We start from the raw sequence: 24994 nt of genomic DNA on the forward strand, positions 1-24994 counted from the left end.
GGCTCTCTATTCTTTTTGTTTACAGAGCAGACTCCCACCTAGTTTTGATAGACGATTTGTCCCTTACAGATGGTGTATTTAACCTGCCCTTTTAAGGTTTCACCGATAAATGGTGAATTAGTTGCTTTCGAAGCAAAATGGGAGTCCACAAGGCGGTCAGCCTTAGCATCAAAAATAGTGATATCTGCTGGACCATTCTCAGCCAAATAACCTGCTTCAAAATGATACAATTTAGCTGGATTAATAGTCATTTTTTCTAATAACTGCATTAAGCTTAGTTCCCCAGCTTCTACTAGGTAAGTTAGACCAAGTGACAAGGAGGTTTCAAGTCCTGTCATACCTGATGGTGCTTTAGTAATATCCTCGACATTCTTCTCATCTACATGATGAGGCGCGTGGTCAGTCGCTATAACAGAGATAACTCCCGATTTCAGACCTTCAATAACGGCAAGACGGTCTGACTCCAATCGTAATGGTGGGTTCATTTTTGCATTGCTTCCTTGGGTCAATAGCAAAGCTTCAGTTTTAGAAAAATGTTGTGGTGCTACTTCTGCTGTTACTTGCGCACCTAATCCTTGAGCAAACTCGACAACTTTGACACTTTCTTCTTTTGATAAATGCTGAATATGGACATGAGCCTTTGTTGCATAGGCGATCATAACGTCACGTGCAATCATAGCATACTCAGCTACTCCTGTCGCCCCACAGATATGGAAATGTTCTTTAGCAATGTTTTCATTGAAACCGAGAATTCCATTCAAGCCAGGATCTTCCTCATGTAAGCTGATAAAGGTGTTATGTTTTTTAGCCTCTTCCATAGCTTCTTTGACAACTTTACTGCTTTCAAGCGGAATACCATCATCAGAAAAACCTACAGCTCCAGCTTCTAAAAGTACCTTAAAGTCTGTCAAATCTTGGCCATTAAAGTTTTTGGTAATAGTGGCCACAGTCTTGACGTTGATTTTTTCCTTAGCTGCTGACTGAAGGACTTCTTGCAAGGTCTCTACGTCAGAGATTGTTGGATTAGTATTAGCCATCATAACGACAGTTGTAAATCCACCAGCAGCAGCTGCAAGAGCACCTGTATGAATGTCTTCCTTGTGAGTTTGACCAGGTTCACGGAAATGAACATGGATATCAACCAGTCCAGGGGCAACTACAAGACCAGTAGCATCAATTATCTCTGCTCCTTCTTCTTTAATCTCAGGCGCAATTTTGACAATTTTCCCATCTTGGACTAAAACATCACACACTTGATCCAAACCAGTCTTGGGATCCATTACACGACCATTTTTGATTAGTAGCATCTGCTTTCTCCTTTATTCATAGAAATCAACTTGGGTATCCAACAATTTATCCCCATCATAAACAAACTTGGCTGAAAAGAAGGGTTTATCCTCTAAAAGCCACTCAACAAAGGTGTGGTCACCTTCCCAAGTCGGCTTGCTTAGAACTTGGTCGTAAGGAACCCATTCTAGTGTTCCCTCGTTACAATCAATCAAGTCGCCCTCAAACTCTGTCACCTTAAAAACATAGGTATACCAGTCTAAATCTGGTGTAAATTCAGGAAAAGTGATAACACCTTTTAGAACTGGCTTAGCTTTGAGACCTGTTTCTTCGAGGATTTCACGCGCCGCGCATTCCTGAGGCGTCTCTCCACGCTCTAACTTGCCACCCACACCAATCCATTTCCCTTCATGGACATCATTGGGTTTTTTATTGCGATGGAGCATGAGCAGTTCTTTCCCGTTATCAATGTAGCAAATCGTCGCTAACTGAGGCATATTTTCTCCTTATCTAAGCCAATCGATTGGCTCTTGTCCTGTCTCTTTTAAGAATGTATTTGCCTTGGAAAAAGGCTTGGAACCCCAAAATCCTCTGTAAACCGATAAAGGACTTGGATGGGCTGATTCGATAATCAAGTGATGAGGATTGGTAACCAGTGCTTTTTTCTTGCGTGCATAGGCTCCCCAGAGTACAAAAACGACTGGTCTATCAAGATTATTGACGACCTTTATAACCGCATCTGTAAAAGGCTCCCATATCTGACCAGCATGACCATTGGCCTGGCCAGCAGGAACCGTCAAACAAGCATTAAGAAGCAAGACTCCTTGCTGAGCCCAAGCTGTCAAATCATGAGATTTCTTAACGCCGATATCATCTGACAATTCTTTCAAGATATTTTGCAAAGATGGCGGAGCTGGGATAGAGTCAGGTACAGAAAAACTCAAGCCCTGCGCTTGATCTGGTCCGTGATAGGGGTCTTGCCCTAGAATCACCACCTTAACTTCTTCAAGCGGTGTTGTCAAGAGAGCCTGAAAAACCTTTTCCTTGGGCGGATAAACAGTTCCCTGAGCATAGACCTGCTCCATAAACTGATTGATTTTCCCAAAATAACCCTCAGGTAATTGTTCCTTAATCAAAGCATGCCAAGATGAGTGTTGCATCTTTCTCTCCTTTACCGTATCCATCTAAAAGCACGTCTTAATTCATCCGTACCATTCTCAAAAAAGCATAGGCCGTGTGCAAGTATAATCTTATCAGGTTCCCAGTTTAACATACGAGAAAAGGAAACCTTTGCCTCTATTTGTCTTCTAAAAAAGGTCATCCTATAATCGATAGGAGTTTGCCCATCAGGGGCTGTTACTCGGGCTAACCGATAGATTTTTCTTCGGATTGGACTAGCTATCTTTTCCGGTTCAAAATTCTCTATAAGGTCCGTTACAATGAGTGTTTTAGTTGATTTATGAAAAAACACTACTTCTTCAATCACAGAACTTCCCTTAAAAATAAGTTGATCAATCTCGTCAGACCATACGTCAGGAGACTCATCTGTTAAGGGAGCATCAAATACCAGCTTTACTTTCTGACTTTTTGCTCTCTCTTCAACTCCTGGACTAGACCATGCTTGCGCATGAGGATATCTTTTTTTCCAATCTGCAATATAGGTATAGTGAATCTTATTTGGAGAAATCAGGTAAGCGACTCTGCCCATAGCATCCAGTTCAGTAAAGAGCTCCTCGTTTGGCGCGATAGGAGAATGAATCCAGAGTTTGCCATCATTTAACTTAACCACCGTCATACGTGTCTGAAAAGGTAGTTTGAAGACCTTCATATCCATTTGAATCAAATCACCGTCTACTATCCAGATATTTTGATCAACTTCCTTTAGTGTATACAATGGTGCATAAAGAGAAAGAGCTGGTCTTGACATCATTTACTACTCCTTCGTTTTTACTGCCTCTATTATAGCAAAAAGTGGCTATGGAAACCACTTTTTACAGTTTATCTAAGCAATCCAGCAAGTCTTGATAAGAATGGACTTCGTAAGTCGGCTGGGCTTGTGTGTGATTTTCGAGGTCATGAGGATTGTACCAGATGGTGTCAATCCCAGCATTATTGCCACCTTGAATGTCGGCGGTTAGAGAATCTCCAATCATCAGTGTCTTTTCTTTTCTAAAGCCTGCAATTTGCTGGCCGATTTTTTCGTAAAAAAATTCATCAGGCTTTTGTGTTTGCAATTGTTCAGAGATAAATACTTGATTGAAATAAGGTGCCAGACCAGATTGAGCCAAACGCCCTGTCTGAATGGCAGTAATGCCATTTGTCGCAGCATACAAGTCATAATCACGCTCGATGAGGCTGTCCAAGAGTTCATGAGCGCCCGAAATCGTTTGTCCTTGCTGGGCGAGGTAAAATTGGTAACGCTGGGCTAGAAAACTACCGTCCTTTTCCTGTTCAAAATGAGCAAATAAACGAGAAAAGCGCGTGTTAACCAGCTCTTGTTTACTGATTTTCTTCAGCTCCAAGTCCTTCCAGAGAGCCTTGTTCATAGGAACATAATAGTCTTTATAATCCTGAATATCTGTAACCCCTTCTTCTTTTAGAAGTTGCGTCAAAGCCACATCCTCAGCAGTATCAAAATCAAGCAAGGTGTGGTCAAGGTCGAAGAATAGAAATTTATAGGACAATTTGAGAGTTTTCCTTTCTAAGGAGATAAAATAGTCTCATGAACCTTCAAAACAGGAAAAGAGACAAAGTCCAAGTAATTATTTTATTTTCTTCTTTCACACAGATAATTTATTTAACAAGTCTCATTAAATTTATTTTTTATCTAGCTGATTTTCCTTTGCAACGACAAATTCCTTAACCAATCGATAGATAACAGCAAATATCGGTGTAAAGAATATCATCCCAAGTAAGCCAAAGAGATTGCCTCCAATACTAGCAGCCGCAAGCGTGAAAATAGCTGGTAAACCAATAGACTGACCTACAACTTTTGGATAAATAAGGTTTCCTTCAATCAGCTGTATAACTTGATATAGAAGAAGAGAAAGTAAGGCTTGAGTAGGACTCACTGTGAAGATAAAAATCGCTCCCACAACACAAGCAATCATAGGCCCTACATAAGGAATGAACGATAGCACTCCTGCAAATATACCTGTCATTACTCCATAGGGTATCCCAAACATGCTGTAACCAACCGCTATCATAACTCCTATGATAACTGCTTCAATCAGCTGACTCATCAAAAATTGGTCATAAGTCTCTAGTGCTACTTGTCCAATGTAAGTCAACTTTATCACCACCTTCTCTGGAAGAAAAACTTTTAGAAGTCGACTCGTCATCGCTGCCAAATGTTCCTTACTGGATAAAAATGAAAAGGTGAAGACTATAATCAAAAAGGCATTCATCAAACTTGAAAAAATATTGCCGATATTACTAGTCAGACCTGATAAAAAACCTATCAAAGCTTGGCTAATAGAACTAGATTGTCCCTGTATGCCGGATACGATAGTTGACAACATGTCTTTGGTTACAAATTCCGAGCTGCCTAGCAATTTCCCAAGTTGAGTAAGGACTGTTGAAAGGACTGTTCCCAGCTGACTAATAGTCTGAGCTAGGGTTGGCAGCACCAAAACCAAAAGAGCAATCACGATTAAGATAAGAGCTAGGAAAACAAGTACCATGGCAATCGGACGACGCAACTCTGCCTTTACCTTCAATTTAACTAAGTACTGTTCAATTTTTTTCATAGGAACATTAAGCACAAAAGCAATAACAGCACCATAAATCAAGGTTGATGTTACATCAAAGAGAGAGATTGCTCCTGATATAAAGCTCGATGCATTCAGAATTACAAGAGCAACCAGCCCTATAAAAAGGATTAACGGGGTATATTTTTTAACTAAGTTCATAAATTCTCCTTAATAAACATGTTTAGATACGACTATACTATTTGGTTTTTCAAACTCTCGATCAAGGTAGGCTTGGTAAGTTCCTGGAGCGATAAATCCTTTTGGTGAGAGGATATCTGTTCCAGCTTGACCGACTATGGTATCAGCCAAGAGCACACAGTTTGTGGACAAGACAAAGTAGGATTTAAACTTAGATTTGATAAATTTATAAAGTTCCCCATCCGTCTCATGTCTGATTTTATAAGCGTAGGTGTAGTCTTCCTTACCATCTTCCGTTTTAATTTTATCTGCGCTTGGCTCCCAAGGAATCGTTAGTTGTTTTAATTCAGCTAATTTTTCCTGAACCGCTTCTTCCATTTCCGGTGTCAAATCTATTCCGTAACCAAATAGCGTTTTTTGACTCTCCCGTTTACATAAGTCAATGTACTTATCACGGTCGCAAAAATATAAAACACCATCTCCAACCATACCAAATAAGGTCTCAGATGACGGATCATAGTTGCCATAAGAAATAACACGGCCTTGATAGCAGATATCCACATGACCAATTGCCGAAAACAGAGAGGTGTCAGCTGTATGAACAAAAATTTCAAGCTCCGCTGTCTTACCAGACTTCACCATTCCAAGATGGATATCCTCTCTCTCATCAGCATTTTCCTGCATGAATTTATTGATTTTTGCTAAAGTACTTGCAGGGATGAGAGCGGCTAGGACAATAGGTAAGCTCATTCTTACACGACGTTTGAGATGGTTTTTCCCAATTTCCTCCTCAAACAAGAAACCGTCACGGATATTGGACACACCATAAAGGAAAAAATAAGCCCCTAATACAAAGAGTTGAAAGACAGAATTTCCTGTAGAGGACAAAAGACTAGTCCCACCAAGAAAAACTAGTACGAGTCCATCTAGTAAGAGACGAAAACGAGGTCGAATTTTGTTTTTGCGGTAGAGAACATAGGTGACAAGGTTGATAGTAGCATGAAAAATCTGATAAACTCCAATCACAAGAGCCAAAATATAAATCGGCACATCCGTCGCAAAATTGGAGCCAAGCAAATATCCCAGCACTAACAATTTAACCAGTGCAACTCCCAAGGTGTCCGTTGACTGACTTTTTTTGAAAATACGTAATACTAAATCTAAGACCGTTGCTATCCAAGCTAAAAACAGAACCAGTCGAATAACCGTTACTGGCAACCAAGTCCCCGTAACCATCAAGATAAGACCTAGCAGAACAAATAAGAAACCCTGAGCAAGTAATTTCCTACCTGTCAGACCTAAAGATAGAATTTTTTCCATTTTAATACACTCTCTATAATTATTTGATTTCCTTTATTGTATCATTTCGAAAAGTAGAAATTTGTAGGACAATTTGAGATTTTCCTTTCTAAAAATTCATCAAGAATATTATAACATAAATCACCTCACACAATTAATTAATTTAATCACTTAAAAAAATTCAAACACTTTCTATACAATTGACAGCCCAAATCTTTCAGAATAGAACAATCCTAACTATCGAATCCTCTATTTTAATAAATATCCATGTAATTCTAGACTTAGAATTCCTATAAACTAAATGTTTTAGTACTCTTCTAAGCCATTGATTGCTTTAAATCTAAATTTTTGAAGGATTCTAAAGCTAGAATGATCCCATCCCAATTAGTTTTGAATGGTTCACAATTTAGAAACTCTATGGCTTTACTTCGGTTAAATTAAAAAGGAACTGCGCAAGCAATCCCTTTCTGATTTTGAAATTTTTTACTTAAAATTTGATAGTTGAGATAATCAATAACTCACCTATAAAAGGAATTATAGGAAGATTCCTTATTTATTGATTTCAAGCTCCGACAACTGTGTTTGAATAACCGACAGTTCTGCCCCAGCCTGAAGAAGAGCAGCTACAGTATAGGCGCCTTCTACAATTGGAACACTGTTGATGATGATACTCTTATCACTGAAATCAGCCACCATTTCTAAGTTCATTTTAGCAGAACCTAGGTCAAAAAAGGCAAGTAAAGTATCTGCTGGATTTTCAGAAACAACCCTATCTACTTGATCAAAACTAGTTCCAATTCCTCCATCTTCGGTTCCTCCTACATAAGTAATCGGAACATCTTTAGCTACTTCACCAATCAGTTCAACAAGACCTTGTGCAATGTGTTTGGAATGTGAAACGATAACAAGACCAATACTTCCCATTAAACCACCCCAGTTTCTAATAGAGCAGTAAAGAGTAATCCTGATGAAAATGATCCAGGGTCAATATGTCCAAGAGAACGTTCTCCTACATAAGATGCTCTTCCTTTAGTTGCAAGTAAATCTTTGGTAGCATTCACTACCTGATCAATGATCTCTTGAGTCAACTGGCCATCAGACAAGGCGGCAATAACAGGAGTCCAAACATCAACCATTGTCTTTTCTCCAACTTCTGCTTTCCCACGTTTGACAATCATATCCAAACCACTTTGTAAGATTTCCTCTATTTTCGAATTAGAATCAGCCTTGGCCATGCCCATAAAAGCAGAGCCATACAAGGGACCAGAAGCACCGCCTACCTTGCTCAGTAGTTGCATCGAGACAAGTTTAAACACATCACTGCTATTCTCAAATTGCTTTCCTTCTAAGTTTTCCATAACTGCAACCATGCCACGTGCCATATTTCCACCGTGGTCTCCATCTCCTATAGGGGTGTCTAGCTCACTAAGGTAATCTTTCTGTTCTTGAATCTTTTCATTAAAAAGCTTCATCCATTCAAGAGCTTGTTCAACATTCATGCGACATTTCCTCCTTGAGTTTTACCAAGCTGGGGTAGTAACAGGTGCATTTAAAGCATCCAACCACTCATCATCTGCCAATCGAATCAATGTTAATGACAAGCCAGCCATATCAATTGATGTCATATAGTTTCCAATTTTCTTAAACGCCAACTCAACACCTTTTTCATGGAGTAATTTAGCCACATCATTTGCAAATACATATTGTTCCATAAGAGGAGTGCTTCCTAAACCATTAATGAGAAGGCCATAGCGTTCACCAGCTTTAAGTTGGAAACCTTCAGATAGTTTTTCAACCAATTCTGATGCCAATTGTGCGGAAGGCTGCATTTTCTCTTTTTTATATCCTGGCTCACCATGAATACCAACTCCATACTCAAATTCATCATCTTCTAGAACAAAACCTGGTTTCCCAACTTCAGGAACAGTTGCTCCAGACAAGGCCAGCCCAATTGTTTTAATTTCTAACACTAGTTTATCTGCCAAATCCTTCATTTCAGCTAATGATTTACCAGAACGAGCCGCATCACCCAAAATTTTATGGACTAATATAGTACCTGCAACACCTCGACGACCTTGGGTATAGAGACTATTTTCAACCGCAATATCATCATCGACTACAACACTTGCTACATCAATACCTTCCATTTCAGCAAGTTCTTGTGCAATTTCAAAGTTCATAATGTCCCCAGAATAGTTCTTGATAACCATGAATACTCCAGCACCTTCATCAGCCGCCTTAATGGCTTCTAAAATTTGGTCTGGAGTAGGTGAAGTGAAGACTGCTCCACAAATGGCAGCAGACAACATTCCATCTCCTACAAATCCAGCATGACTTGGTTCATGTCCTGAACCTCCACCTGAAATGAGTCCAACTTTTCCTGTCTTTTCTGCCTTTCTAACGATGACATCAAAACCATCTAAGCGTTCTACTAAGTCATCATGCATGAATGACAAGCCCTGCAACATTTCATCAACAACTTGTGTCGGTTCATTTATAATTTTTTTCATGAGAAACTCCTTTCGGCATGTACCTTTGTTTTCGCTTTCATTATATATTTTTTATTGCTGGCTGATAAGGGACAGATTCTTTTATTTGTCCCCTTTTAAACCCATTTCAAACATTTTTTTGGTAAAATGAAGGAAGTAAAAGAAAGGTTTCCTATGGCATCATCACTCATTACAAAAAAACGGATTGCCAAGGCATTTAGAGACCTATTAACTACTAGAGAATTTGACAAAATCTCTATTGTAGATATCATGGAATCAGCTGGCATTCGTAGACAGACCTTTTATAATCACTTTCTTGACAAATATGAACTGCTCGACTGGATATTTGAAAATGACTTAACCGAGTATATCACCAATAACTTGGACTTCATTTCAGGCCAAAAACTATTACAAGAATTATTTTTTTATTTCGAACAAGAGCGTGACTTTTATATTCAACTTTTTGATATTCAAGGGCAAAATAACTTCTATGACCACTTTATAAGCTACTGTCGCTTGCTTGTATCAAAAATTTTAAGAGAATATGGTCAGATTGATATCGATTCATCTGCTTATACTTGTTTTTTGTTAGACTATCATTCACATGCTCTAGCAGAAATCGTGAAGGCTTACGTCAATAAAAAAAGTCCAGTTCCACAACCAGACTTTCTAATCATGACAATTATTGGAAAGAGACCACAATGACATTTATTTCAAATCATAAACAGAAAATTATTTCAAGTTACATTTCAGCCACTGTCAGCAGTCATCCTGAATTAGAAAAACACCCTACTTTACCATTAGTCTATCAAAAAAATCGCAATCCTCATCAGGTTCCAATATTGTCGGGTGGAGGTTCAGGTCACGAACCTGCTCATATTGGATATGTGGGAAAAGGCATGCTGACCGCTGCTATCTATGGCCAATTATTTACTCCACCTACAAGAAATGAAATCTTAGAGTCCATTCGTTTTTTAAACAATGGTCAAGGTGTCTTCATCATTGTTAAAAATTTCGAAGCAGACATCAAAGAATTTAGCTCTGCCATTAACACTGCTAGAAAAGAAGGAATTAAAGTCGGCTATAGTCTAGCACACGACGATATTTCAATTGAACCTCACAATAGATTTCAAATTAGAGGAAGAGGGCTTGCAGGGACAATTTTACTTCATAAAATTCTAGGATTTGCAGCTCAAAATGGAGCCGACATAGAACAACTAACTGATTTAGGTCATGAGCTTGCTCCCGAAATCGCAACGATTGGCTTTGCAAGGAAATCCGCTAGTCTACCCCAAGCCCCCCTTCCACTATTTAACTTGGAAGAAGGAAATATTTCCTATGGTATTGGGATACATGGCGAAGAAGGATATCGTATCGTCCCATTTCAATCTTCGGAAATCCTTGCAAATGAAATTATAAGTAAATTAAGATTGCACTATCATTGGAAACGTGGTGATCAATTTATATTGCTTGTAAATAATCTAGGTACTACTAGCAACCTAGAAATGGGCATATTTCTCAATGATCTCCTTCAACTCTTAGAAATTGAAGGAGTCACTATTCCCTTTATAAAATCAGGAACATTTATGACCAGTCTTGATATGGCAGGTATATCCGTAACTCTTTGCCCTGTAAAGAATAAGCAATGGTTAGAAGCTCTTAATGCTCCAACTACAGCTTTTGCATGGTAATTTGCTTGTATAACTCAAAAGGGCTACATCACTTGATAGCCCTTTGCTTTTATCTTACGTTTAAAAGAACTTATTCTTGCCATTTCAAACAGTCCATCTATCCCTTACAATTCTTCCTATGCGCTTTGAGTTTTTTCAGAGCCCAATCATAGTGGCTTGACGTACTACTGACAAAGTAGGAACCTAGACTTGTCCCACCTGTCCACTGATAGATACCTTTGGTAAAGAGTTCGTCAGTGCTGAAGCCTTCTATCAACTCTAAAACCTCTCTATGTGATTGCGTCAAGAGTCTAGTTGCTTCTTCTAATGTCGTTTTCTGGTGCTTCTTCCAAAAAGCGTCATTCATTTGTCCATAAGTTTTCCAATCATAAGGTTCAGGGAGAAAAGTTCTTTCTTGACCTTCTTGATTAGAATGTACCCAAGTCAAAAGTAACTGCTGCCATTCATAAAGATGAATCAAGACATCCCGAAGATTCTTATCCCTTTTCCAGTGTGCTTCTTTTTTCTTTGGGTTTCTTGAAAAATCAAATGGAGTCTGTAGCTCATCTTCACTTAGCTGGGAGATGAAACGGTTGAGCTTGTCATAGTTTTCCTTAGAGGCCAGCACTAGCTCCTCTTTTGTTTTTGGTCTAGGCACAGGAACACTCCCTTCATATTGCTAGTTATTATTAGAATTTTTTTATCCTTTAAATCTCTACAACTTATCCTTTAATTTCTCAACAAAGAGATAGGCTGCTGGACAGGTCAAAGTATTCTTAATCGTCAAATGGTTGATTTGATGGATCTTTTTGCGATCTGTATGGGGGAACTCTCGACAGGCCTTTGGACGAACTTCGTAGATGGAACAGAGATTATCTCCTCCTAGAAAGGGACAAGGCATGGATTTAAAAACCTTATCACCATCTTCATCTACTTGCAAAAACTCTGCTTCAAAAGCAGGTAATTTCATCTTAAAGTACTTGGCGATTCGTGTAATATCCGCTTCTTTAAAGTCAGGCCCCAATGTCTTGCAACAGTTGGCACAGGCCGTACAATCAATCTCCGCAAAAACTTCTTGGTGAATCTGTTGGGCTATCTTATCCAGATTTTTTGGTGGTTTTTTCTTTAAATTGGCTAAAATTTTACGGTGCTCCTTTTGCTTTTGCAAGGCTAGCTGGTGGTAATACTCAATATCAATTTCTTTAGACATGATTTCTCTCTTATTCTAATTACTTTCCCCTATTATACCATGCCTCTGAACCATTGAAAAGTGGACTTTAAAAGACTATACTTTCCCAAAATGTATCAAAAAACCTTGCAACTAGGTTACAAGGTTAATGACATTAATCGAAGTTAACGTATTCTTTTTGAAGTTCAAGAACTTCTTCCATTGTTGAACACTCTGTAAGGGCACGGTTAGCGTACTCTTCCATCTTAGCAGTATCCAATTTCTTCATCAAGCTACGTGTACGAAGGACTGATGTTGCTGACATAGAAAATTCATCCAAGCCCATTCCGACAAGAAGTGGAACAGCTTTTTGGTCACCAGCCATCTCACCACACATACCAGCCCATTTACCTTCAGCGTGAGCTGCCTTGATAACGTTGTTGATCAAGCGAAGGATTGATGGGTTATATGGTTGGTAAAGGTATGAAACTTGTTCGTTCATACGGTCTGCTGCCATTGAGTATTGGATCAAGTCGTTTGTACCAATTGACATGAAGTCTACTTCTTTTGCAAATTGGTCTGCAAGCATAGCTGCTGCAGGGATTTCAATCATGATACCAACTTGGATGTCATCCGCAACTGCTACACCTTCAGCAAGAAGGTTTGCTTTTTCTTCTTCATAAACTGCTTTAGCTGCACGGAATTCTTTCAAAAGAGCAACCATTGGGAACATGATGCGCAATTGACCATGAACAGAAGCACGAAGAAGGGCACGGATTTGTGTACGGAACATTGCATCTCCAGTTTCAGAAATAGAGATACGAAGGGCACGGAATCCAAGGAATGGGTTCATTTCATGTGGCATATCGAAGTAAGGAAGTTCCTTATCTCCACCGATATCCATTGTACGAACAACTACTGGTTTACCGTTCATTCCCTCAAGAACAGCCTTGTATGCTTCATACTGCTCATCTTCAGTTGGGAAGTCTTGAGAATCCATGTACAAGAATTCTGTACGGTAAAGTCCAACTGCTTCTGCACCATTGTTGTTAACACCTTCAACGTCTTTTGGAGTACCGATGTTAGCAGCCAACTCGAAGTGTTTACCGTCAGCAGTCACTGTTTGAGCATCTTTCAAAAGTGCCCATTCAGCTTTTTGTTTAGCATAAGCTTCACCAGCTGCTTTAAATTCTGCCGCTTGTTCATCTGTTGGGTTGATAATCACTTCACCAGTAATTCCGTTCACGGCAAGGATATCACCGTCTTTCACTACTTCAGTGATGTTATTTGTTCCCAATACAGCTGCAATTTCAAGTGTACGTGCCATGATAGCTGAGTGGCTTGTACGTCCACCGATATTTGTTACAAAAGCTTTTACAAAGTTTTTGTCCAATTGAGCTGTATCAGATGGTGTTAAGTCATGTGCAATGACGATTACTTCTTCGTTGATAGAAGCTGGGTTTGGTAATTTCTTACCAAGAAGGTTTGCCAATACACGTTTTGTTACGTCGCGGATATCCGCTGCACGTTCTTGCATGTATGGGTTGTCTTCCATACCTTCAAAGATAGTGATGAACATGTCAGTCACTTCTTTAAGACCTGCTTCTGCATTGACTTTCTTAGCACGAATTGTTTCTTTAATTTGACCAATCAATTCTGGGTCAGCAAGAACCATCAAATGAGCGTCAAAAACTTGAGCCGCTTCTTCACCAAGCGTACCTACAGCTTTCTCACGGATAAGAGAAAGCTCGTTTTGAGAAGCTTCAAGAGCTACATCCAAACGAGCCTCTTCTGCGTTTGTATCTTCGACTGAAACAGTCTCGAATGATAAATCCGGTTGAACGAGTAGATATGCTTTAGCAACTGCAACACCATCAGATGCTGCGATTCCTTTAAGCATTTCTGTCATATTCTTATGCCAATCCTTCTTTTTCCATTGTTTCTGAGATTGCAGCGATAGCATCATCAGCATCCGCACCTTCAGCAGAGATTGTAACGTCTGCACCTTGGCCAACACCAAGACTCATAACACCCATGATTGATTTAAGGTTAACTGATTTACCTTTGTACTCAAGAGTGATATCTGAAGCAAATTTGCTTGCAGTTTGTACCAACAATGTTGCTGGACGTGCGTGAATACCTGTTTCTGCCACTACGTGGAAATCTTTAGAAGCCATAGTTTGACTCTCCTTTTGTTCTTTCTTTTTTGAGTTATATGTGATAACCCTTACAATTTGGTATTATATCATCTTCTAGGATTTTTTTCAAGCATTTTATGGGATTTATTCGATTTCCTTTCAGATAACTTGCTGAAAATCTTCTATTCTAGATAACAAAACACAGGATATAGTTTTCCAAAAAACTACTTGTAGGATTATCATCACTATTTTACAAAGCAAACACTACATATTGTGTTTTGTGAGCTTAAGCATAAAAATAGACCACTATATTTAGTTTTAAATCATTGACAAAAATTTATTTTCTGATATACTAAGAAAGTAATCTATTTTGAAAGAGGAGTTACACAATGGTAACCGTTTATTCTAAAAACAACTGTGTCCAATGTAAAATGACCAAACGTTTCTTGGACAGTAATAATGTCGCTTATCGCGAAATCAATCTCGATGAGCAACCTGAGTACATCGATCAAGTTAAAGAGCTCGGTTTCAGCGCAGCTCCTGTTATCCAAACACCAACTGAAGTCTTTTCAGGTTTCCAACCAGGAAAATTGAAACAATTAGCATAATCTTAGTACATCATCCAGAAGAAACTGCTTCTAGGGTTAACTTAGAAGCCTTTCTTTTGTAATTAGATAAGGGAAATTTTATGGGATTAAAACATCTTGAGGACGTGACTTACTTCCGTCTCAATAACGAAATCAACCGTCCTGTCAATGGACAAATCATGCTTCATAAAGATAAGGAAGCCTTGGATGCCTTCTTTAAAGAAAATGTAGTTCCAAACACTATAGTTTTTGATTCAATCAAGGATAAAATCAACTACCTCATTGAGCACAACTACATCGAAACAGCCTTTATCAAGAAATACCGTCCAGAATTTTTGGAAGAATTGGCTCAATTTATCAAAGACCAAAACTTCCAATTCAAGTCCTTCATGGCAGCTTATAAATTTTACAATCAATATGCCTTGAAGACTAACGACGGTGAATATTATCTTGAAAGCATGGAAGACCGCGTCTTCTTTAACGCCCTTTATTTCGCTGATGGCAATGAAACTATCGCAACTGATATCGCAAATGAAATCATCCACCAACGCTACCAACCTGCTACACCATCTTTCTTAAATGCAGGTCGTGCACGTCGTGGTGAATTGGTATCCTGTTTCTTGATTCAGATAACAGATGATATGAACTCTATCGGACGTTCTATCAACTCAGCTCTTCAGCTTTCACGTATCGGAGGCGGTGTCGGAATTTCCCTCAACAACCTTCGTGAAGCTGGAGCCCCTATCAAAGGATATGAAGGTGCGGCTTCTGGTGTCGTTCCAGTTATGAAGCTTTTCGAAGATAGCTTTTCTTACTCTAACCAACTTGGTCAACGTCAAGGTGCTGGGGTTGTTTACCTCAACGTCTTCCACCCAGACATTATCGCCTTCCTTTCAACTAAGAAAGAAAATGCCGATGAAAAAGTTCGTGTTAAGACCCTTTCACTTGGTGTTGTAGTACCCGATAAATTCTACGAATTGGCTCGTAATAATGAAGAAATGTACCTCTTCAGCCCTTATTCTGTAGAGCTTGAATACGGTGTGCCATTCAACTACATTGACATCACTGAAAAATACGATGAATTAGTCGCAAATCCAAACATCCGCAAGACAAAAATCAAGGCGCGTGATTTGGAAACGGAAATCTCTAAATTGCAACAAGAGTCTGGCTACCCTTATGTCGTCAACATTGATACGGCTAACCGTGCAAACCCTGTTGATGGTAAGATTATCATGAGTAACTTGTGTTCTGAGATTCTTCAAGTCCAAGAACCAAGCTTGATCAACGATGCTCAAGAATTCCTGCAAATGGGAACGGACGTTTCATGTAACCTTGGTTCAACCAACGTGGTTAACATGATGACTTCACCTGATTTTGGTCGTTCTATCCGTGCTATGGTTCGTGCACTTACTTTCGTTACAGATAGTTCACACATCGTAGCTGTTCCTACTATCGACCACGGAAATAGCCAAGCTCATACCTTTGGTCTTGGTGCCATGGGACTTCACAGCTACCTTGCCCAACAATTGATTGAATATGGATCGCCTGAGTCTGTTGAATTTACAAGCATCTACTTCATGCTCATGAACTACTGGACCTTGGTAGAATCAAACAATATTGCGCGTGAACGTGGCATCACCTTCCACAACTTTGAAAAATCAGACTATGCTAACGGAAGCTACTTTGACAAGTATGTAACTGGCGAATTTGTTCCAAAATCAGAACGTGTTAAAGAACTCTTCAAAGATGTCTTTATCCCAAGTGCTGCTGACTGGGCTGAACTTCGCGACAAGGTTCAAGCAGATGGACTTTACCACCAAAACCGTCTAGCTGTTGCTCCAAATGGTTCGATCAGTTACATCAATGACGTTTCTGCTTCTATCCACCCGATTACACAACGTATCGAAGAACGTCAAGAAAAGAAAATCGGGAAAATCTACTATCCTGCTGCTGGCTTGTCAACAGAAACCATTCCTTACTACACTTCTGCCTACGACATGGATATGCGTAAAGTGATTGATGTCTATGCTGCTGCAACTGAGCACGTGGACCAAGGACTTTCACTCACACTCTTTATGCGTAGTGACATTCCAAAAGGACTTTACGAATGGAAGAAAGAAAACAAACAAACGACACGTGACTTATCTATCCTTCGTAACTATGCCTTTAACAAGGGTATCAAGTCTATCTACTACGTCCGTACCTTTACAGATGATGGTGGAGAAGTCGGTGCTAACCAATGTGAAAGCTGTGTGATTTAATCCTTGCTTGAGGAAACTACATTTTCTCAAGCTATCGATTCATTTACCAAGCTAAGCTGGAATAAGCATCTATACTATGAAATAACAAAAAAGTCGGGCTTCCGACTTTTTATGCGATACTCCTCTGGAATTATGATAAAATAGAAATAATTGTGAGTTCGCAATATTAAACACAGAAAGAGATTTCAAATGGAAACTTACTACAAAGCCATTAACTGGAATGCCATCGAAGATGTCATCGACAAATCAACTTGGGAAAAGCTGACCGAGCAATTCTGGCTCGATACACGTATTCCCTTGTCAAATGACTTGGATGACTGGAGAAAGCTATCAAATGTAGAAAAAGACTTAGTTGGAAAAGTCTTTGGTGGTTTAACCCTTCTCGACACTATGCAATCTGAAACTGGGGTTCAAGCCCTTCGCGCAGACATCCGTACACCCCATGAGGAAGCTGTTTTCAATAACATCCAATTTATGGAATCTGTCCATGCAAAATCTTATTCATCAATCTTTTCTACCTTGAATACTAAGGCTGAGATTGAAGAAATTTTCGAATGGACCAATACCAATCCTTACCTACAAAAGAAAGCTGAGATTGTCAACGAAATCTACCTAAACGGTAGCCCACTTGAAAAGAAAGTTGCCAGTGTCTTCCTCGAAACCTTCCTCTTCTACTCTGGTTTCTTCACTCCCCTCTACTATCTTGGTAACAACAAACTAGCCAATGTTGCGGAAATCATTAAATTAATTATTCGTGATGAATCTGTTCACGGAACCTACATTGGTTATAAATTCCAACTTGGTTTCAATGAATTACCTGAAGAAGAGCAAGAAAAACTCAAAGAATGGATGTACGATCTGCTATACACTCTCTACGAGAATGAAGAAGGTTATACAGAGAGCCTCTATGACGGTGTTGGTTGGACTGAAGAAGTCAAGACCTTCCTTCGCTACAATGCTAACAAAGCACTCATGAACCTGGGACAAGATCCACTCTTCCCAGATTCAGCTGATGACGTCAACCCAATCGTTATGAACGGTATTTCAACAGGAACTTCTAACCACGACTTCTTCTCTCAAGTCGGAAATGGTTACCTCCTTGGTGAAGTTGAAGCCATGCAAGACGATGACTACAACTACGGTTTGAACTAATGTTATCTATTTTATAAGCAATAACAAATATCATGGTTTGTTTAAAACAACCATGATATTTTTGTTTTTGTTTTCTTTTGTTTTTTAAATTGATTGATTGAATACTTTATGATAAAATAGTAATAGAAATAGAGGTGATAACGATGTTAAAGCAGGAAAAACTAGATAATATTCTAGAAACGGTAAATACAAAGGGAACTATTACTGTAAAAGAAATCATGACTCGCTTAGATGTATCAGATATGACTGCTAGACGCTACTTGCAAGAGTTAGCAGACAAGGATTTACTTGTTCGGGTGCACGGGGGAGCTGAAAAAATTCGCACAGGTTCTATTTTAAATAATGAACGTTCCAATATTGAAAAACAAAGCTTACAAATCGCAGAAAAACAAGAAATTAGCCGTTTTGCAGGCCATTTAATTGATGAGGGTGAAACTATTTTTATCGGCCCTGGTACCACCTTAGAATCTTTTGCCCGTGAACTACCAATTGATAATATTCGTGTTGTAACAAACAGTTTACCAGTTTTTCTCATTCTAAACGAACGAAAACTAACAGATTTGATTTTAATTGGTGGAAACTATCGCTCTATCACTGGAGCCTTTGTGGGAACACTAACCTTGCAAAACTTGGCTAATTTGCAATTTTCTAAAGCCTTCGTTAGCTGTAATGGTATTCAGGACAATGCGATTGCGACCTTTAGTGAAGAGGAAGGTGAATCTCAACGCATAGCCCTCAATAATTCCAATAAAAAATACTTACTAGCTGACAATAGTAAGTTCAATAAGTTTGATTTTTATACCTTCTACAATATCTCTGATATTGATACCATCGTTTCAGATTCTAAACTGAGCAAAGAAACCTTCGAACAACTTTCAAAACAAACAAAAATTATTCTATCTAAACCATAAAATGATCCCCACCGATTGGTGGGGATTTTTGTAAGTATTAAAAATTTTAGTTTTGAAAGACTTTCTTACACGCGTTCTTTCCATGAAGTTGCTGTTGTTTGAAGAACTTTGTTGAGCTCGTCAATGTTTTCAAATCCAGTTGTACGTAGCCATTCGCGAGCTGCTTCTTCACCATCTTTGATGTAAGCTTCAACTGATCCAGCCCATGTTGCACGTCCACAAAGAACTCCGTTAAAGTTTGCACCTGATTCATGAGCAAATACAAGAGTATCTTGGAAGAGTTTAGCTGATACACCAGCACTCAAGTAGATGTATGGCAAGTTAGTTGCTTCATCTTGTGCTTTGAAGAAGGCTGCTGCTTCTTCACGTGTGTAAACTACTTCACCTTCAGCGAAGCCTTCAACATATTTAATGTTAACAGGAACTTCAACTTTCAAGACATCAATGTTAAAGCGTGGGTCTGAGAAGACTTTCATAGCACCGATAACTTTGTGTGGTTTTACTTTAGCGTATTCTACAGAACCTGCATCAGCAATCTTTTCATCGTAAGCAAGAATTTCAAGGAAGAATGGGATATCTTCAGCCACACATTCAGAACCGATACGTTCGATGTAAGCTTGTTTTTCTTGGTTAAGTTCGTCTGAGCTATCTACATCATAGTAAAGCAAGAATTTAACTGCATCTGCACCTTCTTCTTTAATACGTTTAGCAGACCAAACATCCAAGCAGTCTGGCAAACGTTTTGTGCTTGTTGTGTCATAACCTGTTTTTTCATAAGCAAGGAGAAGACCAGCTTTTTCATCAAGAGCTTTAGTAGCTGGAAGTCCATACTCAGGGTCAAGAAGCATAGATGAAGCGTATTTAGTCAATTCATCTGCTACCAAGACTTTAAGTTCTTCCATTTGGGCTACAGTTGGTTCTTCTGATTGGTGTTGTGCCATGAGGCGTTTCAAAGCACCACGTTGGTCAAATGCAAGAGCTGAGATGATACCATTTTCATCAGAAAGTTTTTCTAAGCGTGCACGTTTTTGTTCTGTTAAAGCCATTTTATACCTCTTTTACTATTAATTGATCATATAGAGCTTGATAGTTGGCCATGTTGACATGACCAGTCATTTTTTCTTGAGCATTGAGCATACCAAGGACATTTGCCTTGATGAGTAATTCTGCATCTGATTCTTTATGAAGTAGTCCTGAAGAAATTCCTGCCACAGTAGAGTCTCCAGAGCCAACAGGATTTACTACCTGAATTCTAGGAATATCTACCTTGTAGAAAGTGTCGCCATGTTTGGCAAAGGCTCCGTTGGCACCAAGTGAAACGATAATCCATTCAATACCTGCAAACAAAGGTTCTTGAAGGACTTCTTTTAATTCATCCAAATCCTCAGAAACTTCTCTTCCAAGAAGCTGAGACAAATCCTCAGAAACTTCTCTTCCAAGAAGCTGAGACAATTCCTCATTATTTGGTTTGATGACTGTTGGTTTATGTGGAGATTCAAGAACAGCCTGAAGAGCAGCGCCTGAACAGTCCAATACAACAGGTTTCCCAGCTTGATTCGCAAGTTCAACCAAACTAGCATAGTAATCAACTGGAAGTCCAGCAGGTAGACTTCCTGAGATAGCGACTACTTCAACTGAGTCCAAGAGTTTTTTGAAATGTTCCAAAAAGCCTTGACCTTCCTGTTCCAATACTTCAGGACCTTTTTCAAGAACTTCTGTTTGGTTGTCTCCATGGAGAATAGCGATACAGTTACGAGTTTCTCCCTGAATGGAGAAGAAATCTTTCTTTACTTGATTATCGATATGTTCAACCAAAAACTCACCAAGTTTGCCACCAACTAAACCAGTAGCAAGAACAGAATCTCCAAATTCTGAAAGCACTCGAGTAACGTTTAGTCCTTTACCACCCGCAGTTTTGGTTACATCCACCACACGATTGACAGTATCAATCTTCAATTCATCCAAAGGATAGGAAATATCGATGGATGGGTTCATTGTGACTGTTAAAATCATAGGTCACCTCTTAGTCGTGGTATTCTCCGCGATCCCATTTTTCAAGGAATTCAGTGAAGAAGTTTGCGTCTGTTTGTTGAGCATTGTGGCTTTCAACGTGTTCAATTTTCGCAATCAATTTTTTGTTTTCTTCTGATGGTTTGTATTCAGCATGGATGAAAGCTTCAATGATATCACACATGAGCAATTCTCCAGTAATTTTACCACCAAATCCGATTACGTTGGCATTCAATTGTTCTTTTGCATATAGAGCTGTTGTCATATCGCGAACCAAAGCAGAACGAACACCAGGAACCTTGTTAACAGCATTATTGATACCTACACCAGTACCACAGATACATACACCAAGATCAGCTTGGCCACTAACTACTGCTTCACCAACTTTTTTACCAAAGATTGGATAGTGGGTACGAGCGTGGTCATAAGTACCAAAGTCGATAACTTCATGTCCTTTTGATTTCAAAAATTCTGAAACAGCCATTTTTTCATTTGTTACGATGTGGTCACATCCAATTGCAATTCTCATTTTTATCTTACCTTTCTTTCAATATAAAAATTAGCACATTTTGTTCAACATGTCGACACGAATTTGATGACGACCACCGTCGTATTTACCGTTAACAAATCCTTTAGCGATGTTTTTAGCCAATTCATCACCAACAAGTTGTGCACCCATAGTGATCATACGTGAGTTGTTGTGACCACGAGTCATATAAGCTGAACGTTCGTCAGATACTTCTGCAGCAACCATTCCTTTGATCTTAGTTGCAACCATAAATGGACCAGCTCCATAAGCATCAATCACGATACCAAGGTTTTGTTCTTCTTTGTTTACTTCTGCAGCAACAGCAAGAGTCACATCAACAAAGTCTTGACCTTCAGCTGTAACATCCACAACGTGGAAGTTTTCTTTTTCCAAGAAGTCTTTCACAACTTCTTTCAATCTCAAACCTGCAGCATCTGCACCGATAACAATAGACATATTGTATACTCCTTTTTATTTTTCTAGGCTAGTAAAGGCTTTTATAGTTAGCAGTTTATCTACAAAAAGACTTTCTAGCAGTTTATTGACAAATTGGATTGAATGAGATGAATTACACCTTATTCAAGTTTAGGAAACCATTTTCCTAGAAATAATCTTTCCCCACGAAAGAGAATATAACAAGCGATTATTTGTTTGTTACAAACATCATTTGTTGCTTACAAACATAATATACTCCTATTTATTGAAAAAGTCAACAGTTAATGTTTGTTTTTGTGTTTTATTTTTTAATCTAAAAAATTTCGATGTCAAAACCAATTTGATCCACTTTACCAGGCTCTAGGAGACGAACATTCTTCTTATCTTCTAGATGATCTCCTTCTTCAAGGGATGTTGACAAGCCAGACCATGGTTCAAAGGCAATGAAAGGACCTTTGTTCAAAGTTGACCAGATAATAAGGTTTGGAAACTCTGCAAAGTGTACTTTCAACCCTTTATCACGTTTACGAGAACGAAGGGCAATTGTTCTAGATTGCAATTCATCTAAGGTAACTGCATCAGTACTGAAAAGATCATAGCTGAGGTCTAATTCTTTTTGACCTTCTAACCATGGACTTCTATCTTGGAAATCCAACATACCTGTTTCTGGGAAAGGGCGTGGAACAGAGCAAGTCTCTTCTTTCTCAAACTCTAGATAATAATCTTCATAGACTTCATCATCAAGTAGAGGACAATTAAAGCCTGGATGCCCACCAATAAAGTAAGGCATGACCTTTCTAGTTTCTTTATTGAAAATCTTGTATTGAGTCCGCACTGTCTTGCCAGTAAGGCTATAAGTGATTTCTAGGCGGAAATGATAAGGGTAGTTCTGATAGCTATTCTCATCGTCTTCAATTGCAAAAGTTACACTATTATCTGTTTGTTCAACTAATTCAAATTCTTTCTTACGAACCAAACCATGACGAGGAATCTTTCCTTTGCTTTCTTGCCCCTTCTCATCTATATAGAAAGCTGTATCCTCTCTCAATGAACCACAAATGGGGAAGAGGACAGGAGCTTGTCCACTCCAATAAGTAGCATCCCCTTGCCACAAATACTCAAGTCCCTCAGCATCTTTTATAGAAGAAAGAGCCCCACCAAAACTGTTAAATTGAACTCTTAATTGTTCTGATTTTAATTCAATTACCATTATTTTCTCCGATTTCTTGATAGTTTATAAAAAACTAGGCTGTCACTCCTATCAGGAAAATGACAACCTAGTTTCAACAATTTACATTTTATAGGAGCGCATTATTTTGCTTTTGCTGCGTACTCTTCGTTACGTTTGATCATTTGTTTTCTGTACCAAGCAAAGATACCGATATAGAATACAAGGAAGACTACAGCACCAAGGATTGCTTTAATATCACCTGTTGTAGTGTTACCAATTGTCCAACCAAGAAGTTTTTCGATTGGACCTTCAAGAGTTGAGTGAGTAATCAATTGAGTTTCACTCACACCTGCTGGGAAGGCACCTACACCTTTAGCAAGTTCTGTTGCAAATGGTGCAATAAGTGTACCTGAAAGAAGGAAGAGTGGCAACAAGAGTGTTCCGAAAATAATCATGCGGAGCAATTTACCACGAGTTACAACCAAGAGAGCTGGAGTAACACCCATAGCGATGATACCTGCAAGTGGCAAGATACCATTTCCGACTTTTGAAAGAAGTACAGCTTCAATTAACATGATTGGGGCTAGTACGTTGGCACAAGCCCAGATTTCAGCACGACCAGCGATGAATGGCCAGTCAAGACCGATGTTGAATTTACGTCCTTCCAAACGTTTAGTAGCAACGTTTGTAATACCTTGTGATAGTGGTTCTACGGCTGCGATGAACCATGAACCGATAAGTGAGAAGAGTTCCAAAGATACACCGGCAGTCAAACCAAGAGACAACCATCCTTTGATAACAAGACGCCATTTATCTGCATCTGCAACCCCTTCAATTGGATGTGGAGTTCCCATAATACCGATAACAATACCAAGGATGAAACCGATAAAGAATTTAGAACCCCAGAAACCAATTTTCTTGTTCAATTTAGCAGCGTCAAAGTCATATTTATCTAGACCTGGGAAGAATTTTTCAAAAATCTTATCCAAAACCATGATAACTGGGTTCATCATGTAGTTCATGTGAGTTGAAGTCATTGGTGATGAACTTGGAGCGTTAAGAAGATCGTCAAATGTAGGTTTCATCAAGTCAGAGTTGATAATTTTCAACACACCAACCAGTACGATAGCTGCTGTAGCAATCAAGAGTGAAACCCCTTGGCTCACACCGTTGTTGTCTGCATACCATTTAATCAAAAGACCTGTGATAGACAAGTGCCAGATATCAAAGATATCAACGTCAAGTGTATCAGTTTTCTTCATAGCAAGCATTACTACGTTGACAATCAACATGATAAGCAAGAAGTAAAGTGTCCAAGCTGATCCCCAAGTGATTGTTGCAAGTGGTGCCCATCCAACGTCAGTAATACTCAATTGGATACCAGTATTTTCAACGAATTTTGCAAGTGATGCTGAGAAAGCACCATTTAGCATACCGATGATAGCTCCGATACCAGTAAGAGCGATGGCAAGTTTAATACCACCTTCAAGAGCCTTGGAGAATTTCACTCCAAAAAGTAAAGCCAATACTGTCAAAATGATTAACATGATGACAGGTCCACCCATATCTAAGATGGGTGTGAAAAAGTCTTTGATTAGGCCAAAGATTGCATCCATAACAGTTCCTCCCTTTTTTATGTTATATGAATGTTAACAAATTAGAATTAGCTTAACCCGTGTTCTTTAATGGCTGCTTCAATATTGTCAAATACTGGAGCACTCATCGCTGGGATACGGAATAAGATTGGTCCAGCTTCGATAACTGGAATACCTGGGTCAAAGCCAAGATCTGTCGCAGCAATTGGTGTGAAGATGTCGTAACCTTTGATAAGGTCTTCATTAACGTCTTTGACCATTACCGCATCACAGTGAACATCAAAACCGCGGTTTGAAAGTTCTTCTTCAAGAGCACTTTTAATTTGGTGGCTTGAGTTAACACCTGCACCGCAGGCAGCAAGAATTTTAATCATATGGATTTCCTCCGATTTAATATTTTTA

27 protein-coding genes are annotated in these 24994 nt (G+C 39.0%); 6 read left to right on the forward strand and 21 right to left on the reverse strand.

The window, feature by feature from the left end; all coding sequences use genetic code 11:
* Nucleotides 1–38: 38 nt before the first annotated feature.
* The 10 genes from M1F37_RS00885 to dhaK all read right to left on the reverse strand — a co-directional run bounded on the left by M1F37_RS00885 (nt 39) and on the right by dhaK (nt 8986).
* Nucleotides 39–1307 carry a dihydroorotase gene (locus tag M1F37_RS00885; protein ID WP_247934347.1) on the reverse strand — a complete coding sequence of 423 codons (1269 nt, stop codon included), beginning with the start codon at nt 1305–1307 and terminating at the stop codon, nt 39–41.
* A gap of 12 nt (nt 1308–1319) precedes the next feature.
* Nucleotides 1320–1784: an NUDIX hydrolase gene (locus M1F37_RS00890; RefSeq protein WP_247934348.1), complete on the reverse strand. Its 465-nt coding sequence runs from the start codon at nt 1782–1784 to the stop codon at nt 1320–1322.
* Between the two features lie 9 nt (nt 1785–1793).
* Complete coding sequence (locus M1F37_RS00895) at nt 1794–2447, reverse strand: uracil-DNA glycosylase (RefSeq protein WP_247934349.1); 654 nt, start codon at nt 2445–2447, stop codon at nt 1794–1796.
* Nucleotides 2448–2458: 11 nt separating this feature from the next.
* Nucleotides 2459–3214 carry a DUF4336 domain-containing protein gene (locus M1F37_RS00900; RefSeq protein WP_247934350.1) on the reverse strand — a complete coding sequence of 252 codons (756 nt, stop codon included), beginning with the start codon at nt 3212–3214 and terminating at the stop codon, nt 2459–2461.
* 64 nt (nt 3215–3278) lie between these two features.
* Nucleotides 3279–3971, reverse strand: a complete 693-nt coding sequence (locus tag M1F37_RS00905) for a YjjG family noncanonical pyrimidine nucleotidase (protein ID WP_247934351.1) — start codon at nt 3969–3971, stop codon at nt 3279–3281.
* 132 nt (nt 3972–4103) lie between these two features.
* Complete coding sequence (locus tag M1F37_RS00910; RefSeq protein WP_023942546.1) at nt 4104–5198, reverse strand: AI-2E family transporter; 1095 nt, start codon at nt 5196–5198, stop codon at nt 4104–4106.
* A gap of 9 nt (nt 5199–5207) precedes the next feature.
* Nucleotides 5208–6497 carry a DUF308 domain-containing protein gene (locus M1F37_RS00915; RefSeq protein ID WP_247934352.1) on the reverse strand — a complete coding sequence of 430 codons (1290 nt, stop codon included), beginning with the start codon at nt 6495–6497 and terminating at the stop codon, nt 5208–5210.
* Nucleotides 6498–7025: 528 nt separating this feature from the next.
* Complete coding sequence (dhaM, locus tag M1F37_RS00920; RefSeq protein ID WP_247934353.1) at nt 7026–7400, reverse strand: dihydroxyacetone kinase phosphoryl donor subunit DhaM; 375 nt, start codon at nt 7398–7400, stop codon at nt 7026–7028.
* Nucleotides 7400–7975, reverse strand: coding sequence for a dihydroxyacetone kinase subunit DhaL (gene dhaL, locus M1F37_RS00925; protein ID WP_247934354.1), 576 nt, complete (start codon nt 7973–7975; stop codon nt 7400–7402). The genes dhaM and dhaL overlap by 1 nt, the downstream gene beginning before the upstream one ends.
* A 21-nt stretch (nt 7976–7996) precedes the next feature.
* A complete protein-coding gene (dhaK, locus tag M1F37_RS00930) occupies nt 7997–8986 on the reverse strand; it encodes a dihydroxyacetone kinase subunit DhaK (RefSeq protein WP_033685018.1) in 990 nt (329 codons plus the stop codon).
* Nucleotides 8987–9139: 153 nt separating this feature from the next.
* Here dhaK and dhaS point away from each other — a divergent pair, with 153 nt between their 5' ends.
* A complete protein-coding gene (dhaS, locus tag M1F37_RS00935) occupies nt 9140–9670 on the forward strand; it encodes a dihydroxyacetone kinase transcriptional activator DhaS (RefSeq protein WP_247934355.1) in 531 nt (176 codons plus the stop codon).
* Nucleotides 9667–10656 carry a DhaKLM operon coactivator DhaQ gene (dhaQ, locus tag M1F37_RS00940; protein ID WP_247934356.1) on the forward strand — a complete coding sequence of 330 codons (990 nt, stop codon included), beginning with the start codon at nt 9667–9669 and terminating at the stop codon, nt 10654–10656. The genes dhaS and dhaQ overlap by 4 nt, the downstream gene beginning before the upstream one ends.
* A gap of 97 nt (nt 10657–10753) precedes the next feature.
* Here dhaQ and M1F37_RS00945 read toward each other — a convergent pair whose 3' ends face one another.
* The 4 genes from M1F37_RS00945 to M1F37_RS00960 form a co-directional block, all read right to left on the reverse strand.
* Entirely contained in the window at nt 10754–11293 is a 540-nt protein-coding gene (locus M1F37_RS00945) for a ClbS/DfsB family four-helix bundle protein (protein WP_247934357.1), read from the reverse strand.
* 57 nt (nt 11294–11350) lie between these two features.
* Nucleotides 11351–11845 carry a YkgJ family cysteine cluster protein gene (locus tag M1F37_RS00950; protein WP_084927646.1) on the reverse strand — a complete coding sequence of 165 codons (495 nt, stop codon included), beginning with the start codon at nt 11843–11845 and terminating at the stop codon, nt 11351–11353.
* 133 nt (nt 11846–11978) lie between these two features.
* Complete coding sequence (gene ptsP, locus M1F37_RS00955) at nt 11979–13712, reverse strand: phosphoenolpyruvate--protein phosphotransferase (protein WP_004241506.1); 1734 nt, start codon at nt 13710–13712, stop codon at nt 11979–11981.
* 4 nt (nt 13713–13716) lie between these two features.
* Nucleotides 13717–13980, reverse strand: a complete 264-nt coding sequence (locus M1F37_RS00960) for a phosphocarrier protein HPr (RefSeq protein WP_000146947.1) — start codon at nt 13978–13980, stop codon at nt 13717–13719.
* A gap of 350 nt (nt 13981–14330) precedes the next feature.
* Between M1F37_RS00960 and nrdH the strand changes: the two genes are divergently transcribed.
* The 4 genes from nrdH (at nt 14331) to M1F37_RS00980 (ending at nt 18852) form a co-directional block, all read left to right on the forward strand.
* The gene (gene nrdH, locus M1F37_RS00965; RefSeq protein WP_000259240.1) at nt 14331–14549 is read left to right on the forward strand and encodes a glutaredoxin-like protein NrdH; all 219 of its coding nucleotides are present in this window, start codon (nt 14331–14333) and stop codon (nt 14547–14549) included.
* A gap of 80 nt (nt 14550–14629) precedes the next feature.
* Nucleotides 14630–16789 (forward strand): class 1b ribonucleoside-diphosphate reductase subunit alpha, encoded by a 2160-nt coding sequence (nrdE, locus tag M1F37_RS00970; protein ID WP_247934358.1) that lies wholly within the window; start codon nt 14630–14632, stop codon nt 16787–16789.
* Nucleotides 16790–16978: 189 nt separating this feature from the next.
* Entirely contained in the window at nt 16979–17941 is a 963-nt protein-coding gene (gene nrdF / locus M1F37_RS00975) for a class 1b ribonucleoside-diphosphate reductase subunit beta (protein WP_004262458.1), read from the forward strand.
* Between the two features lie 143 nt (nt 17942–18084).
* Nucleotides 18085–18852, forward strand: coding sequence for a DeoR/GlpR family DNA-binding transcription regulator (locus tag M1F37_RS00980; protein WP_000917575.1), 768 nt, complete (start codon nt 18085–18087; stop codon nt 18850–18852).
* Nucleotides 18853–18917: 65 nt separating this feature from the next.
* Here the strand turns inward: M1F37_RS00980 and lacD are convergent, their stop codons facing one another.
* From lacD to M1F37_RS01015, 7 genes are all read right to left on the reverse strand, one after another.
* Entirely contained in the window at nt 18918–19898 is a 981-nt protein-coding gene (gene lacD, locus M1F37_RS00985; protein ID WP_247934359.1) for a tagatose-bisphosphate aldolase, read from the reverse strand.
* A gap of 1 nt (nt 19899) precedes the next feature.
* A complete protein-coding gene (locus M1F37_RS00990; protein ID WP_247934360.1) occupies nt 19900–20865 on the reverse strand; it encodes a tagatose-6-phosphate kinase in 966 nt (321 codons plus the stop codon).
* Nucleotides 20866–20875: 10 nt separating this feature from the next.
* Nucleotides 20876–21391, reverse strand: coding sequence for a galactose-6-phosphate isomerase subunit LacB (gene lacB, locus M1F37_RS00995; RefSeq protein WP_247934361.1), 516 nt, complete (start codon nt 21389–21391; stop codon nt 20876–20878).
* 30 nt (nt 21392–21421) lie between these two features.
* A complete protein-coding gene (gene lacA / locus M1F37_RS01000) occupies nt 21422–21847 on the reverse strand; it encodes a galactose-6-phosphate isomerase subunit LacA (protein ID WP_000029277.1) in 426 nt (141 codons plus the stop codon).
* 292 nt (nt 21848–22139) lie between these two features.
* Nucleotides 22140–23036, reverse strand: coding sequence for an aldose 1-epimerase family protein (locus tag M1F37_RS01005; protein ID WP_247934362.1), 897 nt, complete (start codon nt 23034–23036; stop codon nt 22140–22142).
* Nucleotides 23037–23137: 101 nt separating this feature from the next.
* Complete coding sequence (locus M1F37_RS01010; protein WP_247934363.1) at nt 23138–24613, reverse strand: PTS galactitol transporter subunit IIC; 1476 nt, start codon at nt 24611–24613, stop codon at nt 23138–23140.
* Between the two features lie 47 nt (nt 24614–24660).
* Nucleotides 24661–24966 (reverse strand): PTS sugar transporter subunit IIB, encoded by a 306-nt coding sequence (locus tag M1F37_RS01015; protein WP_000590547.1) that lies wholly within the window; start codon nt 24964–24966, stop codon nt 24661–24663.
* Nucleotides 24967–24994: the final 28 nt, after the last annotated feature.

Source organism: Streptococcus mitis, from assembly GCF_023109105.1.
Taxonomy (GTDB): Bacteria; Bacillota; Bacilli; order Lactobacillales; family Streptococcaceae; genus Streptococcus; species Streptococcus mitis_BW.

Bases quoted from the DNA above. Each gene is read 5' to 3' on its own strand.
- nrdE (WP_247934358.1), top strand. From the start codon at position 14,630: ATGGGATTAAAACATCTTGAGGACGTGACTTACTTCCGTCTCAATAAC.
- dhaS (WP_247934355.1), top strand. From the start codon at position 9,140: ATGGCATCATCACTCATTACAAAAAAACGGATTGCCAAGGCATTTAGA.
- dhaM (WP_247934353.1), bottom strand. From the start codon at position 7,400: ATGGGAAGTATTGGTCTTGTTATCGTTTCACATTCCAAACACATTGCA.
- ptsP (WP_004241506.1), bottom strand. From the start codon at position 13,712: ATGACAGAAATGCTTAAAGGAATCGCAGCATCTGATGGTGTTGCAGTT.
- M1F37_RS00915 (WP_247934352.1), bottom strand. From the start codon at position 6,497: ATGGAAAAAATTCTATCTTTAGGTCTGACAGGTAGGAAATTACTTGCT.
- M1F37_RS01005 (WP_247934362.1), bottom strand. From the start codon at position 23,036: ATGGTAATTGAATTAAAATCAGAACAATTAAGAGTTCAATTTAACAGT.
- lacA (WP_000029277.1), bottom strand. From the start codon at position 21,847: ATGTCTATTGTTATCGGTGCAGATGCTGCAGGTTTGAGATTGAAAGAA.
- M1F37_RS00950 (WP_084927646.1), bottom strand. From the start codon at position 11,845: ATGTCTAAAGAAATTGATATTGAGTATTACCACCAGCTAGCCTTGCAA.
- M1F37_RS00890 (WP_247934348.1), bottom strand. From the start codon at position 1,784: ATGCCTCAGTTAGCGACGATTTGCTACATTGATAACGGGAAAGAACTG.
- M1F37_RS00895 (WP_247934349.1), bottom strand. From the start codon at position 2,447: ATGCAACACTCATCTTGGCATGCTTTGATTAAGGAACAATTACCTGAG.
- nrdF (WP_004262458.1), top strand. From the start codon at position 16,979: ATGGAAACTTACTACAAAGCCATTAACTGGAATGCCATCGAAGATGTC.
- M1F37_RS00885 (WP_247934347.1), bottom strand. From the start codon at position 1,307: ATGCTACTAATCAAAAATGGTCGTGTAATGGATCCCAAGACTGGTTTG.
- lacD (WP_247934359.1), bottom strand. From the start codon at position 19,898: ATGGCTTTAACAGAACAAAAACGTGCACGCTTAGAAAAACTTTCTGAT.
- M1F37_RS00900 (WP_247934350.1), bottom strand. From the start codon at position 3,214: ATGTCAAGACCAGCTCTTTCTCTTTATGCACCATTGTATACACTAAAG.
- M1F37_RS01015 (WP_000590547.1), bottom strand. From the start codon at position 24,966: ATGATTAAAATTCTTGCTGCCTGCGGTGCAGGTGTTAACTCAAGCCAC.
- nrdH (WP_000259240.1), top strand. From the start codon at position 14,331: ATGGTAACCGTTTATTCTAAAAACAACTGTGTCCAATGTAAAATGACC.
- M1F37_RS01010 (WP_247934363.1), bottom strand. From the start codon at position 24,613: ATGGATGCAATCTTTGGCCTAATCAAAGACTTTTTCACACCCATCTTA.
- dhaL (WP_247934354.1), bottom strand. From the start codon at position 7,975: ATGAATGTTGAACAAGCTCTTGAATGGATGAAGCTTTTTAATGAAAAG.
- dhaK (WP_033685018.1), bottom strand. From the start codon at position 8,986: ATGAAAAAAATTATAAATGAACCGACACAAGTTGTTGATGAAATGTTG.
- M1F37_RS00960 (WP_000146947.1), bottom strand. From the start codon at position 13,980: ATGGCTTCTAAAGATTTCCACGTAGTGGCAGAAACAGGTATTCACGCA.
- M1F37_RS00910 (WP_023942546.1), bottom strand. From the start codon at position 5,198: ATGAACTTAGTTAAAAAATATACCCCGTTAATCCTTTTTATAGGGCTG.
- dhaQ (WP_247934356.1), top strand. From the start codon at position 9,667: ATGACATTTATTTCAAATCATAAACAGAAAATTATTTCAAGTTACATT.
- lacB (WP_247934361.1), bottom strand. From the start codon at position 21,391: ATGAGAATTGCAATTGGATGTGACCACATCGTAACAAATGAAAAAATG.
- M1F37_RS00990 (WP_247934360.1), bottom strand. From the start codon at position 20,865: ATGATTTTAACAGTCACAATGAACCCATCCATCGATATTTCCTATCCT.
- M1F37_RS00980 (WP_000917575.1), top strand. From the start codon at position 18,085: ATGTTAAAGCAGGAAAAACTAGATAATATTCTAGAAACGGTAAATACA.